We start from the raw sequence: 22,547 nt of genomic DNA on the forward strand, positions 1-22,547 counted from the left end.
ATGTTTTTCTACTCCTTTTTCTTTGACCATTAAGCAAATTCTCTTTTAATTGTATCAAACTTCTTAGCTGCACTTAGCTCTTTGAAGCGGATAACCTCTCGGCTTGTCGGGGTGAAATCCTTACGATAAAAGTCATAAATTTGCGATAGAATTTTAATGGATTCTAGCGCTTCTTCATTCGATACCTGCTTCAGCTTTTGGAGGTACCAGCCTTTAAAGTAGAAATCAAATCGTTTCTCAAGGAAATCCTGTAACAGGCCGTAATCTTTCAAAACTTCTGATCTCGTCTTCTCAAGCAGTAAATACTTTTCAAAGAACCTTTTTGAAATTGAATTTACTGTGGAACCTGAAACAGCTGCATAGTAAATATGGATAGGTAAATTAATGGCTTTAGTCTTTTTCGAGTTCAGCAGTAATTCATGGAAAAATAATGTATCTTCCCCTGCTGCACCTTCTACCATTTCTAAGTTATGGTCCGCAATTAATTCACGCTTGAAGATTAACGCTTGGATACTCATCGCTTTAAATTGACTTTTTACTAAGTATTCCTTTACATTCTTAGAAATTACGTCACTGCCATTGAAATGAACAGCTGTTTTATAGTAATCAAAGTCCGAAGCTTTTGTATCAAGCTTAAGCATATTACCGACAACCATATCATAATTCTTTTTCGTAATTTCCTCGAACAAGTGGTAATAGCCATCATTAATGGCTTCATTATCAGGATCAAGATACGTAACATATGGAGCGGAACCTAATTCAAATCCCTTGTTTCTAGGTCTTGATGCACTGCCGCTTCCACCATCTTGATATAAGTATGATTTTACATTCGGATATATTCTTTCTAATCGCTTTACCATTTTAGGTGTAAAGTTATCTGTCGAACCATCGTCCACAATGATAATCTCCATGTCCTTAAATAAACTGCTCCGTCTTAAGCTATTGAAACATTTATTTAAGAGGTGTTGCCCATTGTTATAGCTTGCAATAATGACAGATAATTTTGGTGCTGCTTGCTTGGAATCCTTCTTAACGACTTTATTATTAAATTCAAAATGGTCAATACTAAATCCATTTGGCAGTACAGCTGATCCTTGAAGATCCAAGAGTTGCTTTAAGGAGAATGATTTACTCCAGAATACTGTAGCATATTTATCGTTAACAGTGTTTACGTAATCAAACTCTTTCCCTTTACGTAAGGTACCACCATCATAATAAGCTTCTTTTGTGACATAATCAGAATTGGTATATTTAAACCCATTGACCATATCTTGCAAATAGAATTCACCGTAGAATTTATTTTCATCAAAGAATGCAATGAAATCATAGTTATTCTTTTGTTCCTCAGAGAACTCTTCAATTAAGATAAGCTCTTTATCAGGGTATGTCTGATCTTCAAACATTTTTTTGATTGAATCAGTATGCTTTTTAATTAAAACTGCTACTTTTTTCTTTTTAATCTCCAACTTTATTCCAATCTTTTCTAGCATTTCTTCAATTCTTAGGTAGCTTGTTTGATCGGTCATAACATTTCGAATCCCCTGAACCTGATGTTCATATACATCCTCATCAGAGAAGCCATTAAAGATATCTTTTACCTCATTTTGATTGTTGATCAAGAAGATGTTTGGGAATTTATTGTTAACTCCAAGGCTATAATTCGATAACATCAGATTTCCTAACGCCTGAAGTTCGTATACCCTGTTCGCAAACATGGTTGTACTATCTTGAACGGTATTTAGATTTATCGCCCAATCAAACAGCTTATGGAGTTTTTGTAAATAATGATGGTCAACAGATGGAGACACATATTTTAGATACTTTTCAGGGAAAAAGTACGCCTCTAAATTCAACTCATAGTTTCGATCAATGATCTTCAGGTCCTTGTTGCCTTCAATGATTCCGTCGAATATCCTCTTGGTATCTACCTGACGATGCGGATATTTTTCATACCATGACCCAGTGAAAAGAACCTCTTTTAGCTTCGGAAACTTTTTAATTCCCACTGGGTTGTGGTACATCGGATTAATTCCGAAATTTAGGACATAAACATTTTTGTTTTTACAATCTCTTTGGTAATCGCCAATTATCTCTTCTGCAGTTGTAAATATATAATCACATTGCTTAGCAATGTCGATAAAAATGTCGTAATTGACCGGATCTTCTTTTGAGTAAAATACAATCTTAGTGCCTTGCGACCGGTAAAATTCGATAATTTGATTTAGCTCTTGGCGATGCTTTCGGATGTTTGGGTTCCCTAACCCCTTCCATTCCATGTTTAGTCCCTTCCAAGTGGAAACAACCATAAAGACATCGAGCTTTTTAGAATACTGTTTATAGTTCTCTCGTGTAATATAGCTGAAATTAGCAATGTCCTTATAGGAGTTAAACAGGAACTCATCCGCAATAATCCCGATATTCACTTTGAGTTTTTCAAAATATCTGCTTCCGTTACTTTCAGGAATTTGCTCAAGCAGCGGTTTAACCTTGCTAAAAAAGTTTTTATCGCTAACTTTGTTACGTAACTTAATGTATTCGGCTTTCTTATTTACATCTTGCTTGGTTTCAGTCTTCTTAACGGGAGTAGTTGGTAGTTTCACTGCTTTTTTCGTAACAGTACCCTTAGCCAGTAGTTCCTTTTCATCTTCGATATCACTTTTTAACTTCTCTTTTAATTGTTGAAGTGTTGATAACCTCTGTTTAATTGCACCTTCATCCAATCTTATTTACCTCCCATTACATTTCTTCTCTTTTTCCAATAGGTTAAGGTAAGTTTCCCTAATTTCGACTCACTTAATGCGTTATACCTTTTTAAGAGCTTTTGATATGAGTTCAATAGCTTCTCTTCTTTTGTATAAGCCTTATAAAGTGTTTCTTGAACATGGATTTTCTCTTTTTTTGAAATGACAACCTGTTCTTCTAATTCAGCAACTTGTTTCGCCTGTTGCTTTTCCTTTTGTTGTAACTTTACCAACTGTTGATCTTTTAATTTTAATTGAGCATTAAGCGTATTAATTTTTTCATCCTTTTGCTTAACCATTTGCTCAACTTGAGCATCATTTATTTGAGAATAAACCTTATTTATAAGATCTTCCTTCTCACTTTCTATTTGCTCTAAGGAATCTCGCATTGACTCAAGAACTTGATCCTTCTCTTTTTCCATAAGATCATACTTGTCGCGAAGTGATTCAATTGTTTCTTCCTTAACTTGCTCCAATTGTGCTAACTGGAAACGAAGTGAAGCTACTGCCTCTTCCTTTTCTTTCTCCATTTGAGCTGACTGGAAACGAAGTGAAGCTATTGTCTCTTCCTTTTCCTTCTCCATTTGAGTTAACTGTAAACGAAGTGAAGCAATAACCTCTTCCTTTTCTTTCTCCATTTGAGCTAACTGTAAACGAAGTGAAGCAATAACCTCTTCCTTTTCTTTAGTGTTCTTCTCAATCGTAGAATTTAAAAAGGAAATATTACTGTCTTTTTCATTTAACTGATTTTTTAATAAGTCCAACTCAGTATTCTTTGCTGCCAGTTGTTCTGATGACTGGTCTTTTACTTTTGTGATGTCAGCTGATAACCCTTTTATTTTGTCCTCGTATGTTTTTATTTTTTGGACTCTGCTTTTTATTTGCTGCAATAGGTCTCTTTCAACAGTATAGAAAGCATCTTCTAATTTAGAAATAAGTTCATCATTAATAGAAACGTTGGTACTTTCGTCACCATTCTTTTTTAATACAGCACCTATCCATTTACCGAAGAATTTAATATCTTGGATAACACCATTCTCATTTTTAAGCTTCAATAAGTCCATTAAATAATATGTTTTTTTATGGTCAAAATAATCATTGATTCCAAATGGTAAAGTTATGATAAGTGATCCATTGGTATTTAATAAGGTTAGTGCCTTATTAATAAACCTTTGTGGGTCAGTAATATGTTCTAATACTTCACCAAAAATAATTGAATCAAAGGTTTGATCTCCAAAGTCTGTCTGCATAAAATTCACTGCCCTAAACTCTACGGAATTCCTGGTTGCTTCTTCTTCCTTAGCTAGCATTTCGGTTGCAAAATCTATTGAGTCTTGAAGAAGATCGATCCCCATTACCTTCTTACCTTCTCTACCCAATATGATTGAAGTAATTCCTTGCGAACAGCCGACGTCTAAAATGGTTTCCCCTTTGGCGTTTTCACAAACCCAATGGATTCTGCCTCTTACTTTTTCAGAAAATGCTTCACCCATTTCTCCAAAATAAGCTTCAGTTATTCGATCTAAAGGTTTTTTCATTTATTTGATCGACTCCTAATAAGTATTTTTGGCAATATGTTGCATATCAAGAAGAAGTGTTGCTAAAAGCGGGAAATTTCCTTTTTAGCAACACTCTATTTTTTTATTTAGATAAATGTTCTTAATTTAATACAGCTTTTTTGCTTATATAATTATATAAGTTTCCAAAGTTAATATACTCAAAGTCCTCTGGAGAATTATGAACTATATTTCTAGTATCTAGTATTCTCCTATTAGACATTTTTGCTAATCTATTAAAATCTAATTCTTTAAATTCATTGTGATCTGTAAGAATTAGAACTAAGTCAGAATTATCAACAGCAGTCTCAAGGTCTTCGATAACCCAATCCGCTTCTACATGTGGATCAAAGGCTCTAACTTCAAATTTGCCTTCATGCTTAAGCATTTCATAGATTTCCATAGCTGGACTTTCGCGAATATCATCAACATTTCCTTTGTACGTAAGTCCGAACACTGTTACAACCTTGCCATCAACGTTTTCCATTAATGTGTTCGTATTGTTGACTACATATTCAGGCATAGAAGTATTTACTGTACGAGCTAAGTTGATAATTTGTGCTTGTTCAGGTGCTTTTGCTACGATAAAGTATGGGTCAACTGCTAGACAGTGTCCGCCTACTCCAGGACCTGGATAGTGTAAGTTAACACGTGGGTGTTTGTTTGCCATTTCAATTACATCCAATGTGTTAATTTCTAATTCATTACATACTTTAGTTAACTCGTTCGCAAGTGCGATGTTTACGTCACGGAAAGTGTTTTCCATTAGTTTAGACATTTCAGCTGTTTTTGCATTTGTTTTAATAATTTCACCTTTAACAAATGTGCTATAAACCATTGCGCCAGCTTCAGTACATTCAGGTGTAATCCCACCAACAATACGGTTGTTGTAGATTAGTTCATGTAAAATTTGTCCAGGTAACACACGCTCTGGGCAATGTACTAAGAAGATATCTTTACCCACAACAAATCCAGCCTTTTCAACAAGTGGCTTAACGAAATCATCCATACTTCTTGGTGCAATTGTAGATTCAACAATTAACACATTTCCTTTTTCAAGATATGGAATTACATTATTTACCGCACTTAAAACATAGTTTAAGTCACAAGACTTATACATATCATCATTGTTTGGAGTTGGTACAGCTACAATAAAAGCATCTGCTTTTTCTGGTGTAAGAGCAGCACGGAACGTACCCTTTGCAATTACTTCGTTTAGTGCTTCTTGTAAACCTGGCTCTTCAATGTGGATTGTTCCTGAGTTAAGCATTTCGATCACTCGTGGACTAATATCAACACCAACAACATCAACATCGTGCTTTGCAAACATAATAGAAGTTGGTAATCCGATATATCCTAATCCGACTGTACAAAGTTTCATATTAAAATTCCCCCTGAGGTTTATTTTTTTATATTTTAAAAGATAATAGTTTTATATGAATTCTACTAATATATTTCTTACAGTAAATTACATTATTTCAAAACAACTTCTATATTATATATTTTTTATAGCAGTAAAGTCATTAGGTTTTACTTGGAAATAAAAAGGTAATTGGTAAATAACTAAACTTTTCTTGTTTGTTGTGGCCAACCGCTCGGCTCAACTTCTACAGTATAACTATTTCCGATCATTGAAGTCATTAGGTTTTACTTGGATGCAGCGGAAAAGATAGCGTGAGTTTCCTCAACTTTCTTGTTGAAACTAACGCTAAGGTTATCCCGCTGCATGATATAAATAGGATTAAACAGTAAAGTCACTAGGCTTTTCACTGATATAACCGAAGTGATAGAGGATTGCCTCCACAATTCTTTTTGATGCATTTCCATCTCCATATGGATTGGATGCTTTTGCCATAAGATCATGTGCAGCCTTATCAGATAATAGTTCATCAGCAAGTGAATAGATTACTTCCTCATCTGTACCAGCTAACTTAAGTGTGCCAGCCTTAACCCCTTCTGGACGCTCGGTTGTATCTCTTAGTACCAGGACAGGGACACCTAATGATGGTGCTTCCTCCTGAACGCCGCCTGAATCAGTTAAGATTAAATGCGCTCTTGAAGCAAAATTATGAAAATCTATTACATCTAATGGCTCAATGAGGTGAATACGATTGTTATCACCAAGGATTCTGTTAGCAATTTCACGAACAACAGGGTTCATATGAACAGGATAAACAACCTGAATATCAGCATGCTTTTCAACAAGTCTGCTGATGGCACGGAACATATTTTCCATGGGTTTACCCGTATTTTCTCGACGATGAGCTGTCATCAATACTAATCTGTTGTCACCAAGACTTTCTAAAATTTGATGTGAGTAGTTATTTTTCACAGTTGTCTTTAATGCATCAATAGCTGTGTTTCCTGTAACAAATATATCTTTTTCGTTTTTATTCTCAACCAATAGGTTTTGTTTGGACTGATCGGTTGGTGAGAAATGAAGATCCGCAAGAACACCTGTAAGCTGGCGATTCATTTCCTCTGGGAATGGTGAATACTTATTGCCTGTCCTTAAACCAGCCTCAACATGTCCAATCGGAATTTGATTGTATAAAGCAGCTAAGCTAGCCACAAACGTTGTTGTGGTATCACCATGAACCAATACAATATCCGGTTTCACTTCTTGAAAAACCTGATTAAGACCCTCAAGACTTCTTGTTGTTACGTCAATCAAGGTCTGTCTGTCTTTCATGATATTTAAATCATAATCTGGAGTAATTTCAAAGATACTCAACACTTGATCAAGCATTTGACGATGCTGCGCCGTTACCGTAACAATCGATTGGATGTGCTCGCTATTTTTTTCTAGTTCTTTTACAAGCGGCGCCATTTTGATTGCCTCTGGCCGCGTTCCAAATACCGTCATTACCTTCAATTGTTTTCCCATGTGAAAACCTCCAAATTTTTTATTTATTTTACCCTTTACGTAAGTGGTACATTACGATAATAAAGGTCCAAAAAGATATCCTTTTCTAGGTCCCAGTTATATTTTTTACTTGCCTTAACTGATTTTTCTTTCATTTCCTCATATTGTACTTGATGTTCCAATAACCAGTTCACTCCATTGGCAATAGAAATAGGATCATGCGAATCCACGCTTACTCCTGTTCCATCCCCCTCAACGACGCGCTGGATTTCTGGAAAACTACATGCTACAACAGGTACACCTGCCATCATGTATTCAAATAGCTTGTTTGAAGATGCAGAATAGTGATTAAAACACACATTGTTTAGAACTTGAAATCCTAGATAGCCATTTCTTGTATATTTAGGAAGGTCCCCTACAGGTACTTTTGGATGAAACTTCACCTTTTCCTCAAGGTTCATTTCTTTCACCATGTTCTGCAGTTCTTTTTTAATTTTCCCATCCCCAATAAGGACCAACGTTCCTTCCTTAAAATGCGGGACAGCCTTTATTAATTTATCTAAACCTCTACCAGTTTGGATTCCGCCCTGATATAAAAGGATTTTTTCATTTTTAGGAATGCCTAGAATTTCATGTAAATCAACTTTCTCTTCATTATTACTAGTTTGTTGCTTAAATGGATAATTATGAACGACATGTGGGTAAAATCCGTATAAGTCCTCGTTGTACTTTGCTCGTGTGTTATTTTCCACGATCATCTCATCAATTTTCTTTATTAGGAATGCTTCCATCTTCCCATGAATAGGGCTGTTATAGCCTGTCCGACTAGTTTGGACTTCATGTGAATCATAAATGAGTTTTTTAGGCTTAAACCGCCACTTAGCACTGATATAGCCTTGCGGGAGAGTATTTAAATCATTTGAATGATAAATGTCATAATTCCCTCGGTATCCCTTTAGGATCATTCTGAGAATCAAGCTTCCTCTAACCCATATTACATTTAGTTTTGTTTTTAAAAGAATAACCGCAAATATGGTCAAGGGAATGACTATCATAGGTGCCAAATAGGCTAAAATTATCCAAAACACCAAGCAAAGGGCCCCAAACAACTTATTCTGTATGGAGAGACGATAAGCTTTTTGAATTAGTTCTAGCAAGACCGGATATCTTCTTAACCGATAGATCTTAAAACGATCGTTTCTTTGTTCAAACCTTGGCAAATTCGGATCTTTGGGGTCATGAATACAAATCAATTCCACATCATAACCTGCCTCTGACAAAGCTGTACACTCTCGCAACACCCTTGCGTCATTGGTAAAATGATTCCAAACAAACATACCAACTTTTTTCGACATTGTCCTCCCCCTTTCTTCCTAGGGATTAATTCATATACTCAACTAACTTCTTAATGTTGGTTTCCCAATTAAACTGATTAAGAATTACCTGCTGCTCTCTCTCTGACATTTCTTTTCGCAGGTTATCATTATCCAATAGGCTTTTAATATGTGACAAGATTTGCTGCGGGTCATCTGTATTGCTCGCAATTCCCACTTGCTCTTCTTCCACTATTTCTTTCGCATATCCATCAATAACTCCAACAATAGGCACTCCACAGGTCATATAATCAATTATTTTACCTGGTAAAACAGTTTTAAAAACTTCCTTATCCTTTAGAGTTACCAAACCTAAATCATGTTTAGAAATAATTTTAAAGCATTCTTTTCTTGTCAGCGGGTTAATGATCGTAACGTTCTTATACTCTTTAATCGAGTTAAAGAGTTCATTTTTATTAATGCCGTATCCTATAATGGTTAACTTTATTCCCTGTTCATCTAATAGAGGGACAAGCTGATTTATTAACTCTGTATTTTGTGCAAGTCCCAGGTTGCCTGCATAAATAATTTTGTCAGCTGTTTTTTCCCTATCTTTAATAGAAGCTAATTCTTCCCTCATTGCACCATTAGGAATAAATAGTATCTTTGACTTATCTATTTTCCCCTTTTGTTGAATGTGTTCTTGAAAGCCTAAGCTGTTAATAACAATCTTGTCCGATTTTCGATAGAGCATTTTTTCTAAGGCACCAAAAAACCCCAATATTAATGGGTTGTTAAATACGCCAACGCCTTTTAATGACTCGGGCCATAAATCCCTAATATCTATGATAAACTTACTCTTATATCTATATTTAGCAAAAAGACCGACGAAGCCAGTAAAAATCGGCGGTGACGTTGCAAATACATAATCATACCTTTTCCGGTCTTTAATGATTAGGAGGATAAATTTTAAAGCAACCTCTAAATAATAAAATAAGCGGTTTAGGATACTGTTTGAATATTTCCTGCTGTTAATACTTATTCTAACAATGTTATCCTTTTCACAATTAAGCGATTCTTCATCCCAAAAATCTCCATTTTCATAGATCTTCTTATTTGGGTAAGAAGGCTCAGAAGTAAAAATCGTTACATCGTAATTTTGCTTCTTCAATTGCATATAAAGGTGCTTCATTCTATTAGCATGACTTCCTATTTCGGGATAGAAATGCTGTGATATGATCAATACTCGCTTCACTAAAGGCTTACCACCTTTTCTTGTATGCATATTTCTCCTCAGCCATACTAGTAAGGAAATGTAAAATCAAATTCCTTAATCATATTACAGCGGTTTAAAGATCAATGAAATAGGAACTATGTTTTTACAACCAATTACCAAATATGCATTTATTAACTAGGTATAATTTACCCAATATTTCCTGTTATATTATTGTTACCTCGGATTCAAAATAAAATAATATAAAAATAAATATCTAATGGAACATAAGTTTTTATTACTTAATCTTCCTTTAGATATTTGTGCAGGTTCTATTAACTGGGAATCAACCCCACCTTCACACTCTAAAATTAGTGTTTGAGGATAGAACATTGCTGAATTATGACAATTCCCAATGTTTTTTCGACTATAATTCGACTTAAAAAGCCATTCAGCCGCAAACCTTTACTAGTTTATCACTTTTACTCAGTACGGTAAAGGGAGAAAATTGTCGAAAGCTGTCAAATTAAATACAAAATAAAACTTTAAGAGTGTACTTAAAGTTTGAGGAATTAAGCCACTGAATTATGCAAATTTATTGAATCCTAAATTAAACTATTGCTCTCGACATCACTTTTTATATTATTTTCTCACCTAAAAGGCTAAACCTCTGGTAATGTCTTTATCTCCATACTCTTTGATTTCCAATTTAATAGCCTTATTTAATATCTTTATATCCGCCCTTAATCCTTCTACTCTTCCTTCTCATTTCTCTGCGGCTTTTGTTCCTTTATGTTGTAGTAGATTAATAGTATTTATTCAAAAAGTGAGTTATTTCTCAGTAAATATGGATGTTATTACCTTTTTCGCATGAAACATGAACTGATTTGCAAGTTACTATACCTTTATAGAGGTAAATCATGGTAGAATATGTGATAAATACCAGAATAATAGAGGTGAATTGTAATTGAAGAAAACGATCGTTCGTGCCGTTTCGACGGCTGCCTTTCTTTCGACGGTTTATGCAGGGTCGGCATATGCCAGTACCCATACCGTTGAAAAAGGTGATTCCTTATGGAAAATTGCAAAAAAGTATCAAACATCTGTTTCAGAATTAAAAAGCTTGAACAACTTAGAGTCTGACTTCCTTCAAGTGAATCAGAAACTGAAAATTTCTGCTGCTTCAGCGGCGGCAAGTAAACCTGCCTCCACTACTGTATCTGCTGCTAGTGTGTACGTCGTGAAAAATGGGGATTACCTTGGTAAAGTTGCCATTCAATTTTCTACCACGGTTGCACAATTAAAATCAACAAATGGTTTGACTTCGGACATGATTTTTGTAGGGCAAAAGTTAAAGGTCCCTGGAAAAATGGAGGTTACTTTCCCTTCGAAGAAACCAGTAACAGCAGCATCGGCTGCATCTTCAGCTGCTTCTACCTATACAGTTGTTGGCGGGGATACGTTAAGTAAAATTGGTTTAGAGCACAAAATGAGTGTTCAAGCATTAAAGAAGCTTAATAATTTGAAGTCAGACATGATCTATGTGGGGCAGAAATTAAAGGTTTCGGGCAAGGCAGCTGTTAAGCCAGCACCAGCAACACCAAAGCCAACAACTGTTAAGCCGGTTGTAAAGCCGGTTGTTAATAATGGGAGTAGCTCTGTATACATAGTAAAAAACGGGGATACCTTAGGTAAGATTTCTTTACAATTCAATATGACTGTAAAAGAAATCAAAGCTTTAAATGGCTTGAAGTCGGATTTCCTTTCTATCGGGCAGAAGTTGAAGGTTTCCGGAAAGAAGAAGGAAGAAGTTAAAACACCTGCAGCGCCAGCGCCATCCGGTGATTTCTCAGCTGACTTCATCAATGTGGTCAAAAGCGTAATGGGTACTCCATATGCTTGGGGCGGCAGCTCATTAAATGGCTTTGATTGCAGCGGCATTATTTACTACGCAGCCAATAAAGCAGGCAAGGAAATTGGACGCACCTCAGCAGAAGGCTACTACAACCGTACCTTCTACGTTGATCAGCCGCAGCCAGGGGATCTTGTCTTTTTTGAAAATACCTATAAAAAGGGAATCTCCCACGTAGGTATTTATCTTGGCGGAGACCAATTCATCCACGCCGACGAGAAAAGGGGCATCTCGGTTGCCAATTTATCAAACCCTTACTACAAAGAGCATTTTGATAGTTTCAAACGATTCTATTGATTTACAGCACAGACTAAGTCAGGCATAATGCCTGGCTTTTTATTTATGTCTGACTTGTCTTTGTGACTAGTGCGCAGGTAAAAGATTCTCTTTTGCAGGTAGAATGGTGTACAGGCAGGTAAACAAACCTTTTATGCAGATATTGCGGCATCTTAGGCAGGTAAGCAGCTATTTTCTAAACCTGCCCTTCCTCCCCTTCTTAGCCGGTTCCGCATGAGATGCTTTCTCTTCCGCTTTTTTTTGCATAAACAAGAAAATATCTGTAATCACCTTTGATAAGACGATGATTACGATATAGGTTAGAAACAGGTGAAAGTAGTTGGCCCATGAGTTGAACTTGAACAAATGATGCATAACTAAGATAGGTTTAAGGATAAACGAAAGAAATAAACTTAATAGCAGTGTATAGAGGTAATAGTTTTTGTTATGTTTCAGAATCCATTGGTACACCAATATGAACGTTACCGGGACCAGCGATGCGTCCATTCCGAAACTGTGCGAGACAAGGGGAATCATCTTATAAGGATACGTCCAAAGTCCTTGCGTCGCCCCAAAATCATCAAAATAGGCAAACCAAACATGGACATTGAATCCATAAAAGCCAAGCTGGAGTGCTTTTTTCCAATCCATTGCAAAATACAGAATGATTAAGGGTGACAAGAAAATGATGACATGCAACCAAAACTGCCATGTATCAAAGGCAGAAAACTCTTGCCAATACTTTAGCCACTGGGCGGCTCCCTCTTGTTGTTCTTTGATTAACTTACCTAAAGCCTCTCTTTGAGCACTACTCATGATAATCCCTGCCTTGGAAGTTATTTTCCAGATTAATTTACCCAATATGTTTGTAAAAAAATGATGGTCGTATAAAAATTTATTGTTAGATCTGATTTTGAATAGGAAAGAGGAATTAGGGCGATGCAAGTAGAATGGAATCTAAAACGAGGAGGAATGAAACGTGGGGAAATTCGGGATATACGGTAAGTTAATTGCAAAAGAGGGAGAGCGGGAACAGCTGTCAGCAATCTTATTAGAAGCAGCAAAATCGATGGAGAGTTTAGATGACTGTGAATTATATCTTGTCAGCGTGTCGCCAGAAGACCCTCATTCGGTTTATGTTTATGAAGTGTGGAACAGTGAAAGTGCCCATCAGGGATCATTGACACTGGAATCAACACAAACCTTGATTCAGCGGGCGAAGCCTATTTTGGCAGGAATGGAAAGGATTTCGACGCTAGTTCCTAGAGGTGGAAAAGGTCTTTGAAGAGTTAAGACGGAACAAGGGTTACCTCTGTTCCGCCTTTTTTAAATTGAGTTGAGTGACCATAGTTGAAACTAGTGTATTTAATGGATTGAGGATGGTTAAGGCAATCTCATCTTCGACCTGTTGTGCCGCTGCTACCATTGATAATTGAGCTACAGATAGGTTTTGTGTTGTGTCCAGCTGCTTTATGTAATCCCGCACACCTTTATTGTACTCCTCATTTTTCCCGCTCATGATTAATTCAAAGGTATTCTCAATCACTTTAACCTCAATATCCAGCTCTTTATGTTGGGATTGTGCATATTGGTGAAGCCTGCTCATCGTTCCTGGTACCGTATCTGGGTTCGTGAACAAAATGGTTTGCTTCTGTTCCAATTGGCAAATACCTCGGAAAAACGGTTCATCAATCTTGATGATTGGCACATTAACGCTGAGCCCTTCTTCCTTTAACAGCGTAATATAGTTCGTACAAGTGATGAGAATAGCGTCTACAGCTGATTGAGCTATCCATTCTATTTGATCTCTCACTTTCTTTTCCCCGTCACCCAATGTGAAACTCTTATCTGTCATCACCCGGTGCATTAGTCCCGGATCAACAAAATGAACCAGCTCGATGTCGTAAGGTGATAGTGCATTTTCAATATAGCTGATATTTGAATTATGTGCATGCAGACAGGCTATTTTTTTCTTCATCATCAGTCTCCTTTTTATAATAGGGTCTATTGACCTAATTTTCATGCCCATTACATAATTTTCTTTGGCCAACGTGATAATAGATACTACAACAAAGGGGGAACTTTCATGAAAAAGCTGTTACTTTGTGTATCAATCCTTATTGGCTCTACTTTTTCCACTCCTTTCGCTCTTGAACATTCCGCACATGCTCAGCAAAAGCCGACACCTCCGTATGCGAAGTGGAGTGTGATTGCAATGGATAAGGTGAAGGCCAAGTATCCAAATGCCAAGGTTGTTGATTATCTCTATGTTGGAAGAAATAATGGAGATCTTACCTCATCTGAAAGATTTAAATTTTGGTTAAAAGATCCTCAAAGGGAATTCGGTGTATATGTAAATATTGAATTTAACAAAGAAACAGAACAAGTCACGAACGTCACATATCAGGAAACAACAAGATAATTACCTGCTAGGGACCACGGGAATATCAACGTGTTTTTAGTTGATAATGCAATTCTGCAAATTGCTTATAACGCCGAACATCGACCAGCGTGAGCTCGTTTTCTTGGTCCCCTGGCACAAATAACGGGATTCCGCGTCCAATCACGACAGGAGCAATCTGGATGATAAACTCATCCACCAGTTTTGCTTTTAGCATGTACTGCAGCACCTCACCCCCGCCTACCACCCAAATTCGTTTGCCCTCTGCCTGCTCTTTCAGAGATTGTGTGAAGCCGGCAATATCTTCATTAATGAAGGTTACATGCTTCGTCGAGCCAGTTAACTTGCGCGAAAAGACATAACAAGGCTTCCCTTCATAAGGGAATTTATCTGGTGACAGAATGGCAATTTGATCATACGTGCTACGCCCCATCAGAATCATATCTACAGAATCATAAAATTCTTGATAGCCCGTTTCCTCTTCCCCATCCGTTCCAAATAACCAATCCAAGTTATGATTTTCACGTGCCAGATAGCCATCCAAACTGATCGCCCCGTAAAATACTACGCCCATGTTCCACTCTCCTATTCTCTTCGTTTTTCATGCATATACTTTAACCATTTTCTCTGCTTCATGCTGCAAATCATATATCCTACAAGAGCCAAAGAAGTGCCGCCAGCTGATAGGTTCAGGATGATTGCGTGCGAGGTATAAAAACCCGCTGCCATTCCGATGACCCCAAGCAGGAGTATCTGAAATAACCGCTTTTTATTATTTTCAAAAATGACAAATTGAAATTGCCTTCTTTGTTCTAGTTCTTTTAACTCTTCAAGTCTTTGGGGTGTATTAAAAAATTCGGTAACCGAATGGACCAGCTTAAAGGCAGGCTGCGCTTGAATCCATTTCCAAATAAAGGTCCATTTCGTATTCCCTTGTTTCTCCAGCCACTCCATAAAAACGGGTTTCCCTAAATCCAGCAGCTCCGCTTCAGGTGCCAGATTTCGAATGATTCCTTCAATCGTGACAAATGAGCGTCCTAAAAACACAAACCTTGTCGGCACCTGAATCGGAAGGGCCTGAATGGTATCGTTCATTTCCTTTTTAAGTGCCAGCATATCCATTTGCTTTAATTGTTCAGGTTCAAAGGAAACCAACTCCGCCAACAGCCTTTGAATCGTTCTTGAATCGGCTTCCGGCAGTAAAAACCCTAACTGTGATAGACAATCAACAGCTTTGGCATAATTTTTTGAAAGAAAACTTTCTATTAACCCTTGAAAATGGGCAGCATCCTTCTTGCTAATCTCGCCAATCATTCCAAAATCGAGCAAAATGATTTTCCCCTCGTTTGATACGAGCACATTCCCGGGATGCGGGTCAGCATGAAACTTTCCAGGCTCAAGCCATTGCGGAAGAAACACCTTCATCAGCACTTGCGCCACTTCCTCGCGATCGATCCCTGCAGCCTCCAATCCCACGAAATCGGTAAGACGGATACCGTCCATCCATTCCATCACCAATACATTTGACGTACACAGCTCCGAATAAACAGCAGGAATCTTCACACTATCCATATCTTTAAATCGTTCTTTAAAAAATTGGATTGTATCGTGCTCCATTGCGTAATCCAGCTCACGCTGGATGACTTGTTTAAGCTCCTGAAACAGGACTTTGAAGTTAATGAACCCTTTTGGAATCGGTACAAAATGGTCAGCAAACCAAATGATAATACTTAAAACGGTGAAATCAGTTTGGACGATACTATCGATATAAGGGCGTTTTACTTTAATCGCAACCTTCGTTCCATCTTTTAGGACTCCTTGATACACCTCACCAATCGAGGCAGAAGCAATCGCGGTTTTCTCGATAGAAAGAAAGTTTTCCTTTAAGGACTTCCCCCACTGGCTTTCAAGGATGGTCTCAATTTCACTCCAGTCTGAAGGTGGAACTTTATCGGTTAGATCTTCAATTTGGCTGATAAACGCTTCTGGCAGCAAATCGGCACGTGTGCTGAGAAATTGTCCAACTTTTATCAATAAGCCCTCTAATTCAAACAACGTATTTCGATAGCGTGCACCTATTTTCCCCCAGAGTACTTCCCATTCCGATGCAGGTTTCCGACGGATTTTATACCAGTAAATTTGTACGAAGATTACGAAGGCCATTGAAAGAATCTTTGACATTCGGACCAGCTTATTCTTTACTTTCACCCTTGTCCCCTCCATATATCAGCAACCAAATTACTAAACACCCTTAAATAATAGAGATAATTCGCGCCCCCGTAGTTATATCTTTTGTTATACATTTTTGCGACGACAACATTGTATTCTGGAATGACAAGCAGCGTTGGCCCGTTTATACCTAGAATCTGATAAGACCCTTTCGGTACTCTGTCTCCTATCTCACTTCTACTCGCAGGTGTACCTTGCACATACCAGAACAATCCGTTTTGCGGCAGATCTTTATTTTTATAAGGAGGATTTTGAACTTGTGTGGCTAATTTAATTACTTCTTCAGCTACCAATTCTTTGTTTAAATGAAGATTCCCCCATAACGCAAACTCGCGTGCAGAGGTGTGAAGATTCGATTCGGTCCCGTCACTTGTCTGGCCTAGTTTATAGGAAGCAGGTTCATTGGGATCATCAATGAGCGGTACTAGTTTCTCGCTGGGCTTTGTCTGCCAAGCTGTTTCCTTCAAACCTAGAGGCTGAAATACTCTTTCGTTTAAAAGCTCAGGAAAGCTTTTTTGATAAAGTTTGTTTATTAACTTCGTCATCATTACTATGTTAATTCCTCTGTATGCCCAATCCTGTCCGGGTGGGAACTCTCGAAAAATCGTCCCATCCTCGTTTTCATGTAACCCGTGGGAATGGGTAACGAGATGCCGGATCGTTGTTCTGCCCAGTACTTCTGGGTCGTATTCTTTAAAGTAATCCACTGCAAGGTCATCCAACCTTAGGTTCCCTTCATGTACAGCATATGCGACGCATAAGCCCAAATAACTTTTTCTCGCCGAAGCGACATTAAATTGAGAGTTTTCATCAATGAGCCGGGAAGCATCTGCATGAGAATGGCGGCCGCTATAGTGCTCCAGAACTACCTGATTGTCTTTTATGATCACGAGCGCCGCACCGCTGCTGTGATTCCGTACTTTAATATCCTCAACATATGAAATTAATTTTTCAAAAATCATATTCACACACCTTTTAATCCTAGTACTCTTCTTTCTATTAATATATACGATATCCTTTTAATAAGGTTCCAACTTTTGGAACATTTACCATCACTCTGAATATACTATAGAAGACGCGAGGAAGCACCTGGCGTCCCCTGAACTGACTTTAGTAGTCAGTTTTTTTTTGATAAAAATAGCAGGAAGTCTCTCTGTTATAACGAATACTTTGCTAGTGAAAAAAGGAGGAATGTGGATGGAAAGCCGTCATGAAGTATTATTTACCCAGTTAGAATCGTATCGAAGTTATATTTTAGGAGTAGTGGAAAATGTAACGGAAGCAGAGGCAGAAGTGATAGCTAAGGGATTCAATAATAATATTCGCTGGAACCTCGGGCATATCTACCTCGACCAGTATTTGTGGATCCAGGCGGTAACGAAGGGAAAGGCCGATGTTCCCGAATCCTTTCATGGGTGGTTTGGTTATGGAACCTCCCCAGCAGACTTCACATCTGATACGCCATCGTTTGAAGAGCTGAAAGAGCTGTTAAAAAAACAGCCAACTGACATTAAGAATACATATGGTCACCGTTTAGAGGAAGAGTTCCCGCCAACCGAAATGGGCATGCATACCATCGAGCAGGTGTTGATTCGAACCATTTTTCATGAAGGCATGCACCTGCAGAGCATTATTGATTTGAAGAAATGTATGAGGTAAGCTGTTTGGAAAATAAGCGGAGATTCTCCGTTTAAATTGGGAAATACTCATATTTCCCTAAAAATAGGCGGAGATTTTCCGCCTAATGTATCCAAATCCTTTGAATTTGTCATATTTAAAGCGGATAAGCGGAATATCTCCGCTTATCCCTGCCTCTTAAGGTCCCACTATAACAATAGGCGGAGATTCTCCGTCTATGAATTCTCAACCCTGCACAATGAATAAAAACAGGCCAGGATTTTAACGGCCATACAATAAAATACCTTCAACGCTCGGTGGTTCGGGAACATTCTCGCCTTTTCCCTTTCAGATTCTAATTCAGAGCAGTTTACGTTAAGAATGGGTATAATGGAATACGAGCTAAACTCAGTTACGGAGGTTATGATGTTGTTTATAAAGTTAAATAGTATTAGTGCCCTATACGCGTTAGCGTTGTTTATTGCCATTGAACTCATCATCAATGTTTCACATATTAGTGAGGCGTACGGCTGGGAATGGGATCATGTTTACATTGTTATTGCCATTATTAATGTTATTGGACTCCTTCTTGCAACACTTATTTTTATTAACTTAACAAGGAAGTGGAAATTAGGCAGAAAAAGCAGTTTTTGGACACTTATTCTTTGGGTGCCTTATTTTATTGTTTTACTCTATTTCTTCACTGTTTTCACATCTCTTAATGCAGGGGTGACGCTTTTTCCGAGATTTAGTCTTTTAATATTTGGATCTTGCATTCTGTTTCCGGTTTACATATTTTTCATCAATTCATATGCTTCACCTTTAAGCATGGGTGAAGAGGAAATCTGGCATCCTTAGTACGGTGTCATTAAAGCCTGAGAATGTCTAAATATTTTTACACTATTCTAACTATTTATGGTAAATTAATTCTAACCATTTTTTTAGAAAGGTGTGATTGACATAGAGAACTTTGGCTTGTTTGTGATTATGTGTATTTTACTGATTATTTTGCCTGGCCCTGATACCGCTATTGCCACCAAGAATACGCTGACAGTAGGGAGAACCGGCGGGTTTAAAACGATTTTGGGTACGTGCTGCGCCCTTCTCATTCATACTCTTGCTGCGGTTGTCGGACTTTCCGCGATTATTGTGAAGTCAGCCTTTCTATTTTCTATCTTCAAATACTTTGGTGCGGTTTACTTGGTCTATTTAGGAATCAAGACATTATGGGCGTTGAAGCAGAATAAAACAACAGCCAGCGACATACCTGCCGAGAGCAAGTATGAAGGTAAGTCCTGTTTTAAGCAGGGGTTCCTTACCAACCTCTTAAATCCAAAAGTAGCAGTATTTTTCCTGACTTTCCTGCCTCAATTCGTAGAGTCCGGCAGCCAATCTTTTCTTCCCTTTCTCATCATGGGAATCACGTATATGCTGTTAACCGCGCTCTGGTTTTTGTTCTATATCTACCTGCTTGACCAGATTCGTGCTTTTATGAAAAAACCCAAAACTCAAAGTGTGATAGAAGGAATAACCGGAACTGTCCTGATTGGATTTGGGATTAAGCTGACAATGGAAAAGGCATAGAAACCTCAAACAGCAGTGGAACATTTACATATCATTAACATATTTCCATCAGGATCCTTGAAAGTAAAATAGTGATTATGTTGAATCTCAGATATTACATTTACACCTTTATTTTTGGCTCTGTTATCATTCATTGTTGATTTTCGTGTAGGTATGTGAATGGCGAATTAATAGTCGGAGAATTTCCGGCTAATATATATAGAGGATGCATAAGGTGCTGTTATAAGCGGAGATATTCCGGTTAACGTCTCTAAAAAGACCAAAATCCACTGATTTGGATAAAATAACCGGAGAACCTCCGCTTATATTTAATGAAATAGGAGTATTTTTTAAATTAGCCGGAATTTCTCCGCTTATTTTTCAACATAGTGAAATCAACAGCCTAATTTAACACAGCCTTATTTTTCATAAATGAAAAAGCATCCTCAATGTTTAGGGTATTGAAATGAATTCATTTTACGTACTCCTTTTTTAAAAATAAAAGCAAATCCGCTAGATCCTCTATTATGTAATCCGCTTCCACCTGATTCCATTGCGGGTCTCTTTTCCAAATGCCTATCATCCCTATATTCTGGGCAGCCTTCACATCATTTTCAGGATGGTCCCCGACAAATACACTTTGGTGGGGCGAAACATTCAGCTGCTTTAGTGCCCTCTTAAAAATTTCGGGGTTTGGCTTCTTCATCCCTTCCCATTCCGATATTAGAATGGTGTCAAAGTACTTTTCTATCCCTAACGCATTAATATTATCGAGCTGAAACTGGCCCCTGCCATTTGTAATGATGCCTAATCGTATGTTGTAGTTTTTTAATTTTTCCAGTGTGGTTATGAGATTTGGAAATGGAACGCAATGATGTTTGAATCCAGCGATATAATCTTGTAGAAGCTCTTCCCATGTCATCACCGTGATTTGAAATTCCCCAACCAATTGCTGATATACCTTATCCTTCCATACATAGCCGCGTTGGTCTAATTCTATAAATCTCTTGATATAGGTCTCTCTTGGAATATGACCTACCACTCTATTTAATCTTTCATATTGGGTATGGATGAACCTTTTTACCGACTCATCCCGATTTAACAATGTTCCATCTAAATCGAATAATACTGCTTTAATCATTTTAAACTTCCCCCTCTACCCTTATTATTCTTCTTGTTCAATTAGGGAAAGTCCTTCTAAACATAACGGTACGTAAATTTAAATTTCGGCATGTTAGCACTGGAAATAATGGAATTTATATCCGGAACAAGGCCTTAATTGCCTCCTAAATTTTCAATAAAGTCTATTGGATCAATTCTAACAATGGAGCCAATTCTAGAAGGAAAACGCTTGGTGTTTCGTGTGACTATGTAATTACACCGAGTTTCAATGGCTGTAGTCCATACATGGAAATCTTGAATATCAAAAAGCTCTAGAGGAAGTTGCATATCATATTGATGGACAATTACTTGCGCTTGGTCTGTTGTACAGGAGGAAATCTTGAGGAGGGCATCTCCAATCGAAATTGAAGACATTTTTGTAAGCATTTTAATAACTTCGTAACTATTACGGGAGACAACACTATTGGTTACTTCTTCATCTTGTAATGCAGGAAAGACGAATTGATTTAAAAACGAATCAATCGTCTCCCAATCAAATACCTTTTTCTTCTTTCTATTCCCAATACCTTCTGCAGCATTCCGTATAAATTCCAGCAAACACACATTAGAAATAACAGGCTGATAGAATCCTAATTGTGCAGAATAGAGTATTTGACGATTGACACCATTGGTCAGTAAGGCACCACACAACACCGTCGTGTCGAGAAGTGCTTTAGGAGTAATCGATGTCGATGTCGAACTCATCTATATCATCTCCTAACTGTCTACGGGTGTCTTCATCTACTTTTTTCATGAAGGCATTGGCTTCTCTTGCCTGCTGCAATGTTACTTTGAATAGTTTTTGTGGAATCCTCCAGTGACCGCCTTCGGTTTGATAGGCACCTGGGAACTTTCCCTTTTCACACCAGCGGCGAATCGTTTGGTCTGACACTCCTCCAATCTCTGCTGCTTCACTTGTTGTTGCATAATCGCGGTTCGTATATTCCGTACTCAAGCTGTAGATTTCTGCAGGTTCTGAGATTTTACTAATCTGGGCAGAAACAGAATCAGTCATTTTGCTTTCAATAAGTGCCTTTACCACTTTCTTATACATGGTTTCAGCCTCTGTATGTGATTCAGAAAACAAATGAATGATGCTCCCCAAATACTCCGTAATTCGGTCTGCTGCCCCTTCCTTATCCTTCTGTTGAATTAATTCATCTATCTCTTTTGACATGGATTGCATAATGAGTATCTCTTTTTCGTCTATTATCTTATCAAGAGGAATCGAAAAGGCAGGGAAAACACTCATACCACTAATCGACTGCAAAGCTTGATTAGCAATTACCTTCATCACTTCATAGGCCTCTGGAAAATGCTGTCCTTTTACTAAAATTAATATGCTCTTCCACAATCCTTCAGCTGTCCGCCATTCTTTAATAACCATAACATCACCCCTTTACTCTTTTTTGTTTAGTATAACACGAAACTCAACATTTAAATCAACAAACTCAACAACATGTAGAGTTTGAGTTACATGGTTTGATTGCGGGCAGTCATAAAAGCTTTGTACCTCGATTCCTACTCTCGCCTGCCAAAATGATTCCTTCACCTGCGGATTTTGCAATCTTCCCTGCTTATGTACTTTGTTTATATGCCTAACTAATTCCACGCCACCATCTTGTTGTGACTTACTATTGACAAGAATGGTATAAAAAGGTAATCTAAAGTTAGCTACTATGTATAACCAAGTAGCTGT

At 37.7% G+C, this 22,547-nt stretch carries 21 protein-coding genes; 6 read left to right on the forward strand and 15 right to left on the reverse strand.

Features of this window, described 5'->3' with window-relative positions; translation table 11 throughout:
- Positions 1–29: 29 nt before the first annotated feature.
- The 6 genes from H0184_RS04670 to H0184_RS04695 form a co-directional block, all read right to left on the reverse strand.
- On the reverse strand, positions 30–2,720 hold the full coding sequence (locus H0184_RS04670; protein WP_221821970.1) for a glycosyltransferase: 2,691 nt from the start codon (positions 2,718–2,720) through the stop codon (positions 30–32).
- A gap of 2 nt (positions 2,721–2,722) precedes the next feature.
- The gene (locus H0184_RS04675; protein WP_221821972.1) at positions 2,723–4,279 is read right to left on the reverse strand and encodes a methyltransferase domain-containing protein; all 1,557 of its coding nucleotides are present in this window, start codon (positions 4,277–4,279) and stop codon (positions 2,723–2,725) included.
- A gap of 121 nt (positions 4,280–4,400) precedes the next feature.
- Entirely contained in the window at positions 4,401–5,678 is a 1,278-nt protein-coding gene (locus tag H0184_RS04680; protein WP_221821980.1) for a nucleotide sugar dehydrogenase, read from the reverse strand.
- Positions 5,679–6,038: 360 nt separating this feature from the next.
- A complete protein-coding gene (wecB, locus tag H0184_RS04685) occupies positions 6,039–7,184 on the reverse strand; it encodes a non-hydrolyzing UDP-N-acetylglucosamine 2-epimerase (RefSeq protein WP_221821982.1) in 1,146 nt (381 codons plus the stop codon).
- 35 nt (positions 7,185–7,219) lie between these two features.
- Positions 7,220–8,518 carry a glycosyltransferase gene (locus H0184_RS04690; RefSeq protein WP_221821984.1) on the reverse strand — a complete coding sequence of 433 codons (1,299 nt, stop codon included), beginning with the start codon at positions 8,516–8,518 and terminating at the stop codon, positions 7,220–7,222.
- 25 nt (positions 8,519–8,543) lie between these two features.
- Positions 8,544–9,731 carry a glycosyltransferase family 4 protein gene (locus H0184_RS04695; RefSeq protein ID WP_221821986.1) on the reverse strand — a complete coding sequence of 396 codons (1,188 nt, stop codon included), beginning with the start codon at positions 9,729–9,731 and terminating at the stop codon, positions 8,544–8,546.
- 925 nt (positions 9,732–10,656) lie between these two features.
- Here H0184_RS04695 and H0184_RS04700 point away from each other — a divergent pair.
- Positions 10,657–11,898, forward strand: a complete 1,242-nt coding sequence (locus tag H0184_RS04700; protein WP_221821988.1) for a C40 family peptidase — start codon at positions 10,657–10,659, stop codon at positions 11,896–11,898.
- A 168-nt stretch (positions 11,899–12,066) separates the two neighbouring features.
- Here the strand turns inward: H0184_RS04700 and H0184_RS04705 are convergent, their stop codons facing one another.
- A complete protein-coding gene (locus tag H0184_RS04705) occupies positions 12,067–12,693 on the reverse strand; it encodes a CBO0543 family protein (protein WP_221821990.1) in 627 nt (208 codons plus the stop codon).
- Positions 12,694–12,856: 163 nt separating this feature from the next.
- Here H0184_RS04705 and H0184_RS04710 point away from each other — a divergent pair, with 163 nt between their 5' ends.
- A complete protein-coding gene (locus H0184_RS04710; RefSeq protein ID WP_221821992.1) occupies positions 12,857–13,162 on the forward strand; it encodes a putative quinol monooxygenase in 306 nt (101 codons plus the stop codon).
- A gap of 21 nt (positions 13,163–13,183) precedes the next feature.
- On the opposite strand, the gene H0184_RS04715 is transcribed toward H0184_RS04710, so the two are convergent.
- Positions 13,184–13,855 (reverse strand): hypothetical protein, encoded by a 672-nt coding sequence (locus tag H0184_RS04715; protein ID WP_221821994.1) that lies wholly within the window; start codon positions 13,853–13,855, stop codon positions 13,184–13,186.
- Between the two features lie 108 nt (positions 13,856–13,963).
- On the opposite strand from H0184_RS04715, the gene H0184_RS04720 reads away from it, so the two are divergent.
- On the forward strand, positions 13,964–14,299 hold the full coding sequence (locus H0184_RS04720) for a DUF3889 domain-containing protein (protein ID WP_221821995.1): 336 nt from the start codon (positions 13,964–13,966) through the stop codon (positions 14,297–14,299).
- Between the two features lie 25 nt (positions 14,300–14,324).
- Here H0184_RS04720 and H0184_RS04725 read toward each other — a convergent pair whose 3' ends face one another.
- From H0184_RS04725 to H0184_RS04735, 3 genes are read right to left on the reverse strand one after another with little or no spacing between them, the layout of a single operon-like run.
- A complete protein-coding gene (locus H0184_RS04725) occupies positions 14,325–14,852 on the reverse strand; it encodes a dihydrofolate reductase family protein (protein WP_221821998.1) in 528 nt (175 codons plus the stop codon).
- A gap of 11 nt (positions 14,853–14,863) precedes the next feature.
- Positions 14,864–16,486 (reverse strand): ABC1 kinase family protein, encoded by a 1,623-nt coding sequence (locus tag H0184_RS04730; protein WP_313771711.1) that lies wholly within the window; start codon positions 16,484–16,486, stop codon positions 14,864–14,866.
- A complete protein-coding gene (locus tag H0184_RS04735) occupies positions 16,483–17,469 on the reverse strand; it encodes a serine hydrolase domain-containing protein (RefSeq protein ID WP_221822002.1) in 987 nt (328 codons plus the stop codon). The genes H0184_RS04730 and H0184_RS04735 overlap by 4 nt, the downstream gene beginning before the upstream one ends.
- A gap of 235 nt (positions 17,470–17,704) precedes the next feature.
- On the opposite strand from H0184_RS04735, the gene H0184_RS04740 reads away from it, so the two are divergent.
- From H0184_RS04740 to H0184_RS04750, 3 genes are all read left to right on the forward strand, one after another.
- Entirely contained in the window at positions 17,705–18,166 is a 462-nt protein-coding gene (locus H0184_RS04740; protein ID WP_221822005.1) for a DinB family protein, read from the forward strand.
- A gap of 387 nt (positions 18,167–18,553) precedes the next feature.
- Entirely contained in the window at positions 18,554–18,982 is a 429-nt protein-coding gene (locus tag H0184_RS04745) for a hypothetical protein (protein WP_221822007.1), read from the forward strand.
- A gap of 102 nt (positions 18,983–19,084) precedes the next feature.
- A complete protein-coding gene (locus tag H0184_RS04750) occupies positions 19,085–19,708 on the forward strand; it encodes a LysE family translocator (RefSeq protein ID WP_221822446.1) in 624 nt (207 codons plus the stop codon).
- 451 nt (positions 19,709–20,159) lie between these two features.
- Here H0184_RS04750 and H0184_RS04755 read toward each other — a convergent pair whose 3' ends face one another.
- From H0184_RS04755 to H0184_RS04770, 4 genes are all read right to left on the reverse strand, one after another.
- A complete protein-coding gene (locus tag H0184_RS04755; protein ID WP_221822009.1) occupies positions 20,160–20,828 on the reverse strand; it encodes an HAD family hydrolase in 669 nt (222 codons plus the stop codon).
- A 134-nt stretch (positions 20,829–20,962) separates the two neighbouring features.
- A complete protein-coding gene (locus H0184_RS04760; protein WP_221822018.1) occupies positions 20,963–21,553 on the reverse strand; it encodes a PIN domain-containing protein in 591 nt (196 codons plus the stop codon).
- Entirely contained in the window at positions 21,522–22,235 is a 714-nt protein-coding gene (locus H0184_RS04765; RefSeq protein WP_221822020.1) for a helix-turn-helix domain-containing protein, read from the reverse strand. Before H0184_RS04765 ends, H0184_RS04760 begins: the two co-directional genes overlap by 32 nt.
- Positions 22,236–22,247: 12 nt before the next feature.
- Positions 22,248–22,415, reverse strand: coding sequence for a hypothetical protein (locus tag H0184_RS04770; protein ID WP_221822022.1), 168 nt, complete (start codon positions 22,413–22,415; stop codon positions 22,248–22,250).
- Positions 22,416–22,547 lie beyond the last annotated feature (132 nt).

The organism is Neobacillus niacini, from assembly GCF_019749295.1.
Taxonomy (GTDB): Bacteria; Bacillota; Bacilli; order Bacillales; family Cytobacillaceae; genus Neobacillus; species Neobacillus niacini_D.

Coding starts and splice junctions, on each gene's coding strand:
- H0184_RS04675 (WP_221821972.1), bottom strand. CDS start 4,279: ATGAAAAAACCTTTAGATCGAATAACTGAAGCTTATTTTGGAGAAATG.
- H0184_RS04680 (WP_221821980.1), bottom strand. CDS start 5,678: ATGAAACTTTGTACAGTCGGATTAGGATATATCGGATTACCAACTTCT.
- wecB (WP_221821982.1), bottom strand. CDS start 7,184: ATGGGAAAACAATTGAAGGTAATGACGGTATTTGGAACGCGGCCAGAG.
- H0184_RS04690 (WP_221821984.1), bottom strand. CDS start 8,518: ATGTCGAAAAAAGTTGGTATGTTTGTTTGGAATCATTTTACCAATGAC.
- H0184_RS04705 (WP_221821990.1), bottom strand. CDS start 12,693: ATGAGTAGTGCTCAAAGAGAGGCTTTAGGTAAGTTAATCAAAGAACAA.
- H0184_RS04715 (WP_221821994.1), bottom strand. CDS start 13,855: ATGAAGAAAAAAATAGCCTGTCTGCATGCACATAATTCAAATATCAGC.
- H0184_RS04720 (WP_221821995.1), top strand. CDS start 13,964: ATGAAAAAGCTGTTACTTTGTGTATCAATCCTTATTGGCTCTACTTTT.
- H0184_RS04725 (WP_221821998.1), bottom strand. CDS start 14,852: ATGGGCGTAGTATTTTACGGGGCGATCAGTTTGGATGGCTATCTGGCA.
- H0184_RS04735 (WP_221822002.1), bottom strand. CDS start 17,469: ATGATTTTTGAAAAATTAATTTCATATGTTGAGGATATTAAAGTACGG.
- H0184_RS04740 (WP_221822005.1), top strand. CDS start 17,705: ATGGAAAGCCGTCATGAAGTATTATTTACCCAGTTAGAATCGTATCGA.
- H0184_RS04755 (WP_221822009.1), bottom strand. CDS start 20,828: ATGATTAAAGCAGTATTATTCGATTTAGATGGAACATTGTTAAATCGG.
- H0184_RS04760 (WP_221822018.1), bottom strand. CDS start 21,553: ATGAGTTCGACATCGACATCGATTACTCCTAAAGCACTTCTCGACACG.
- H0184_RS04765 (WP_221822020.1), bottom strand. CDS start 22,235: ATGGTTATTAAAGAATGGCGGACAGCTGAAGGATTGTGGAAGAGCATA.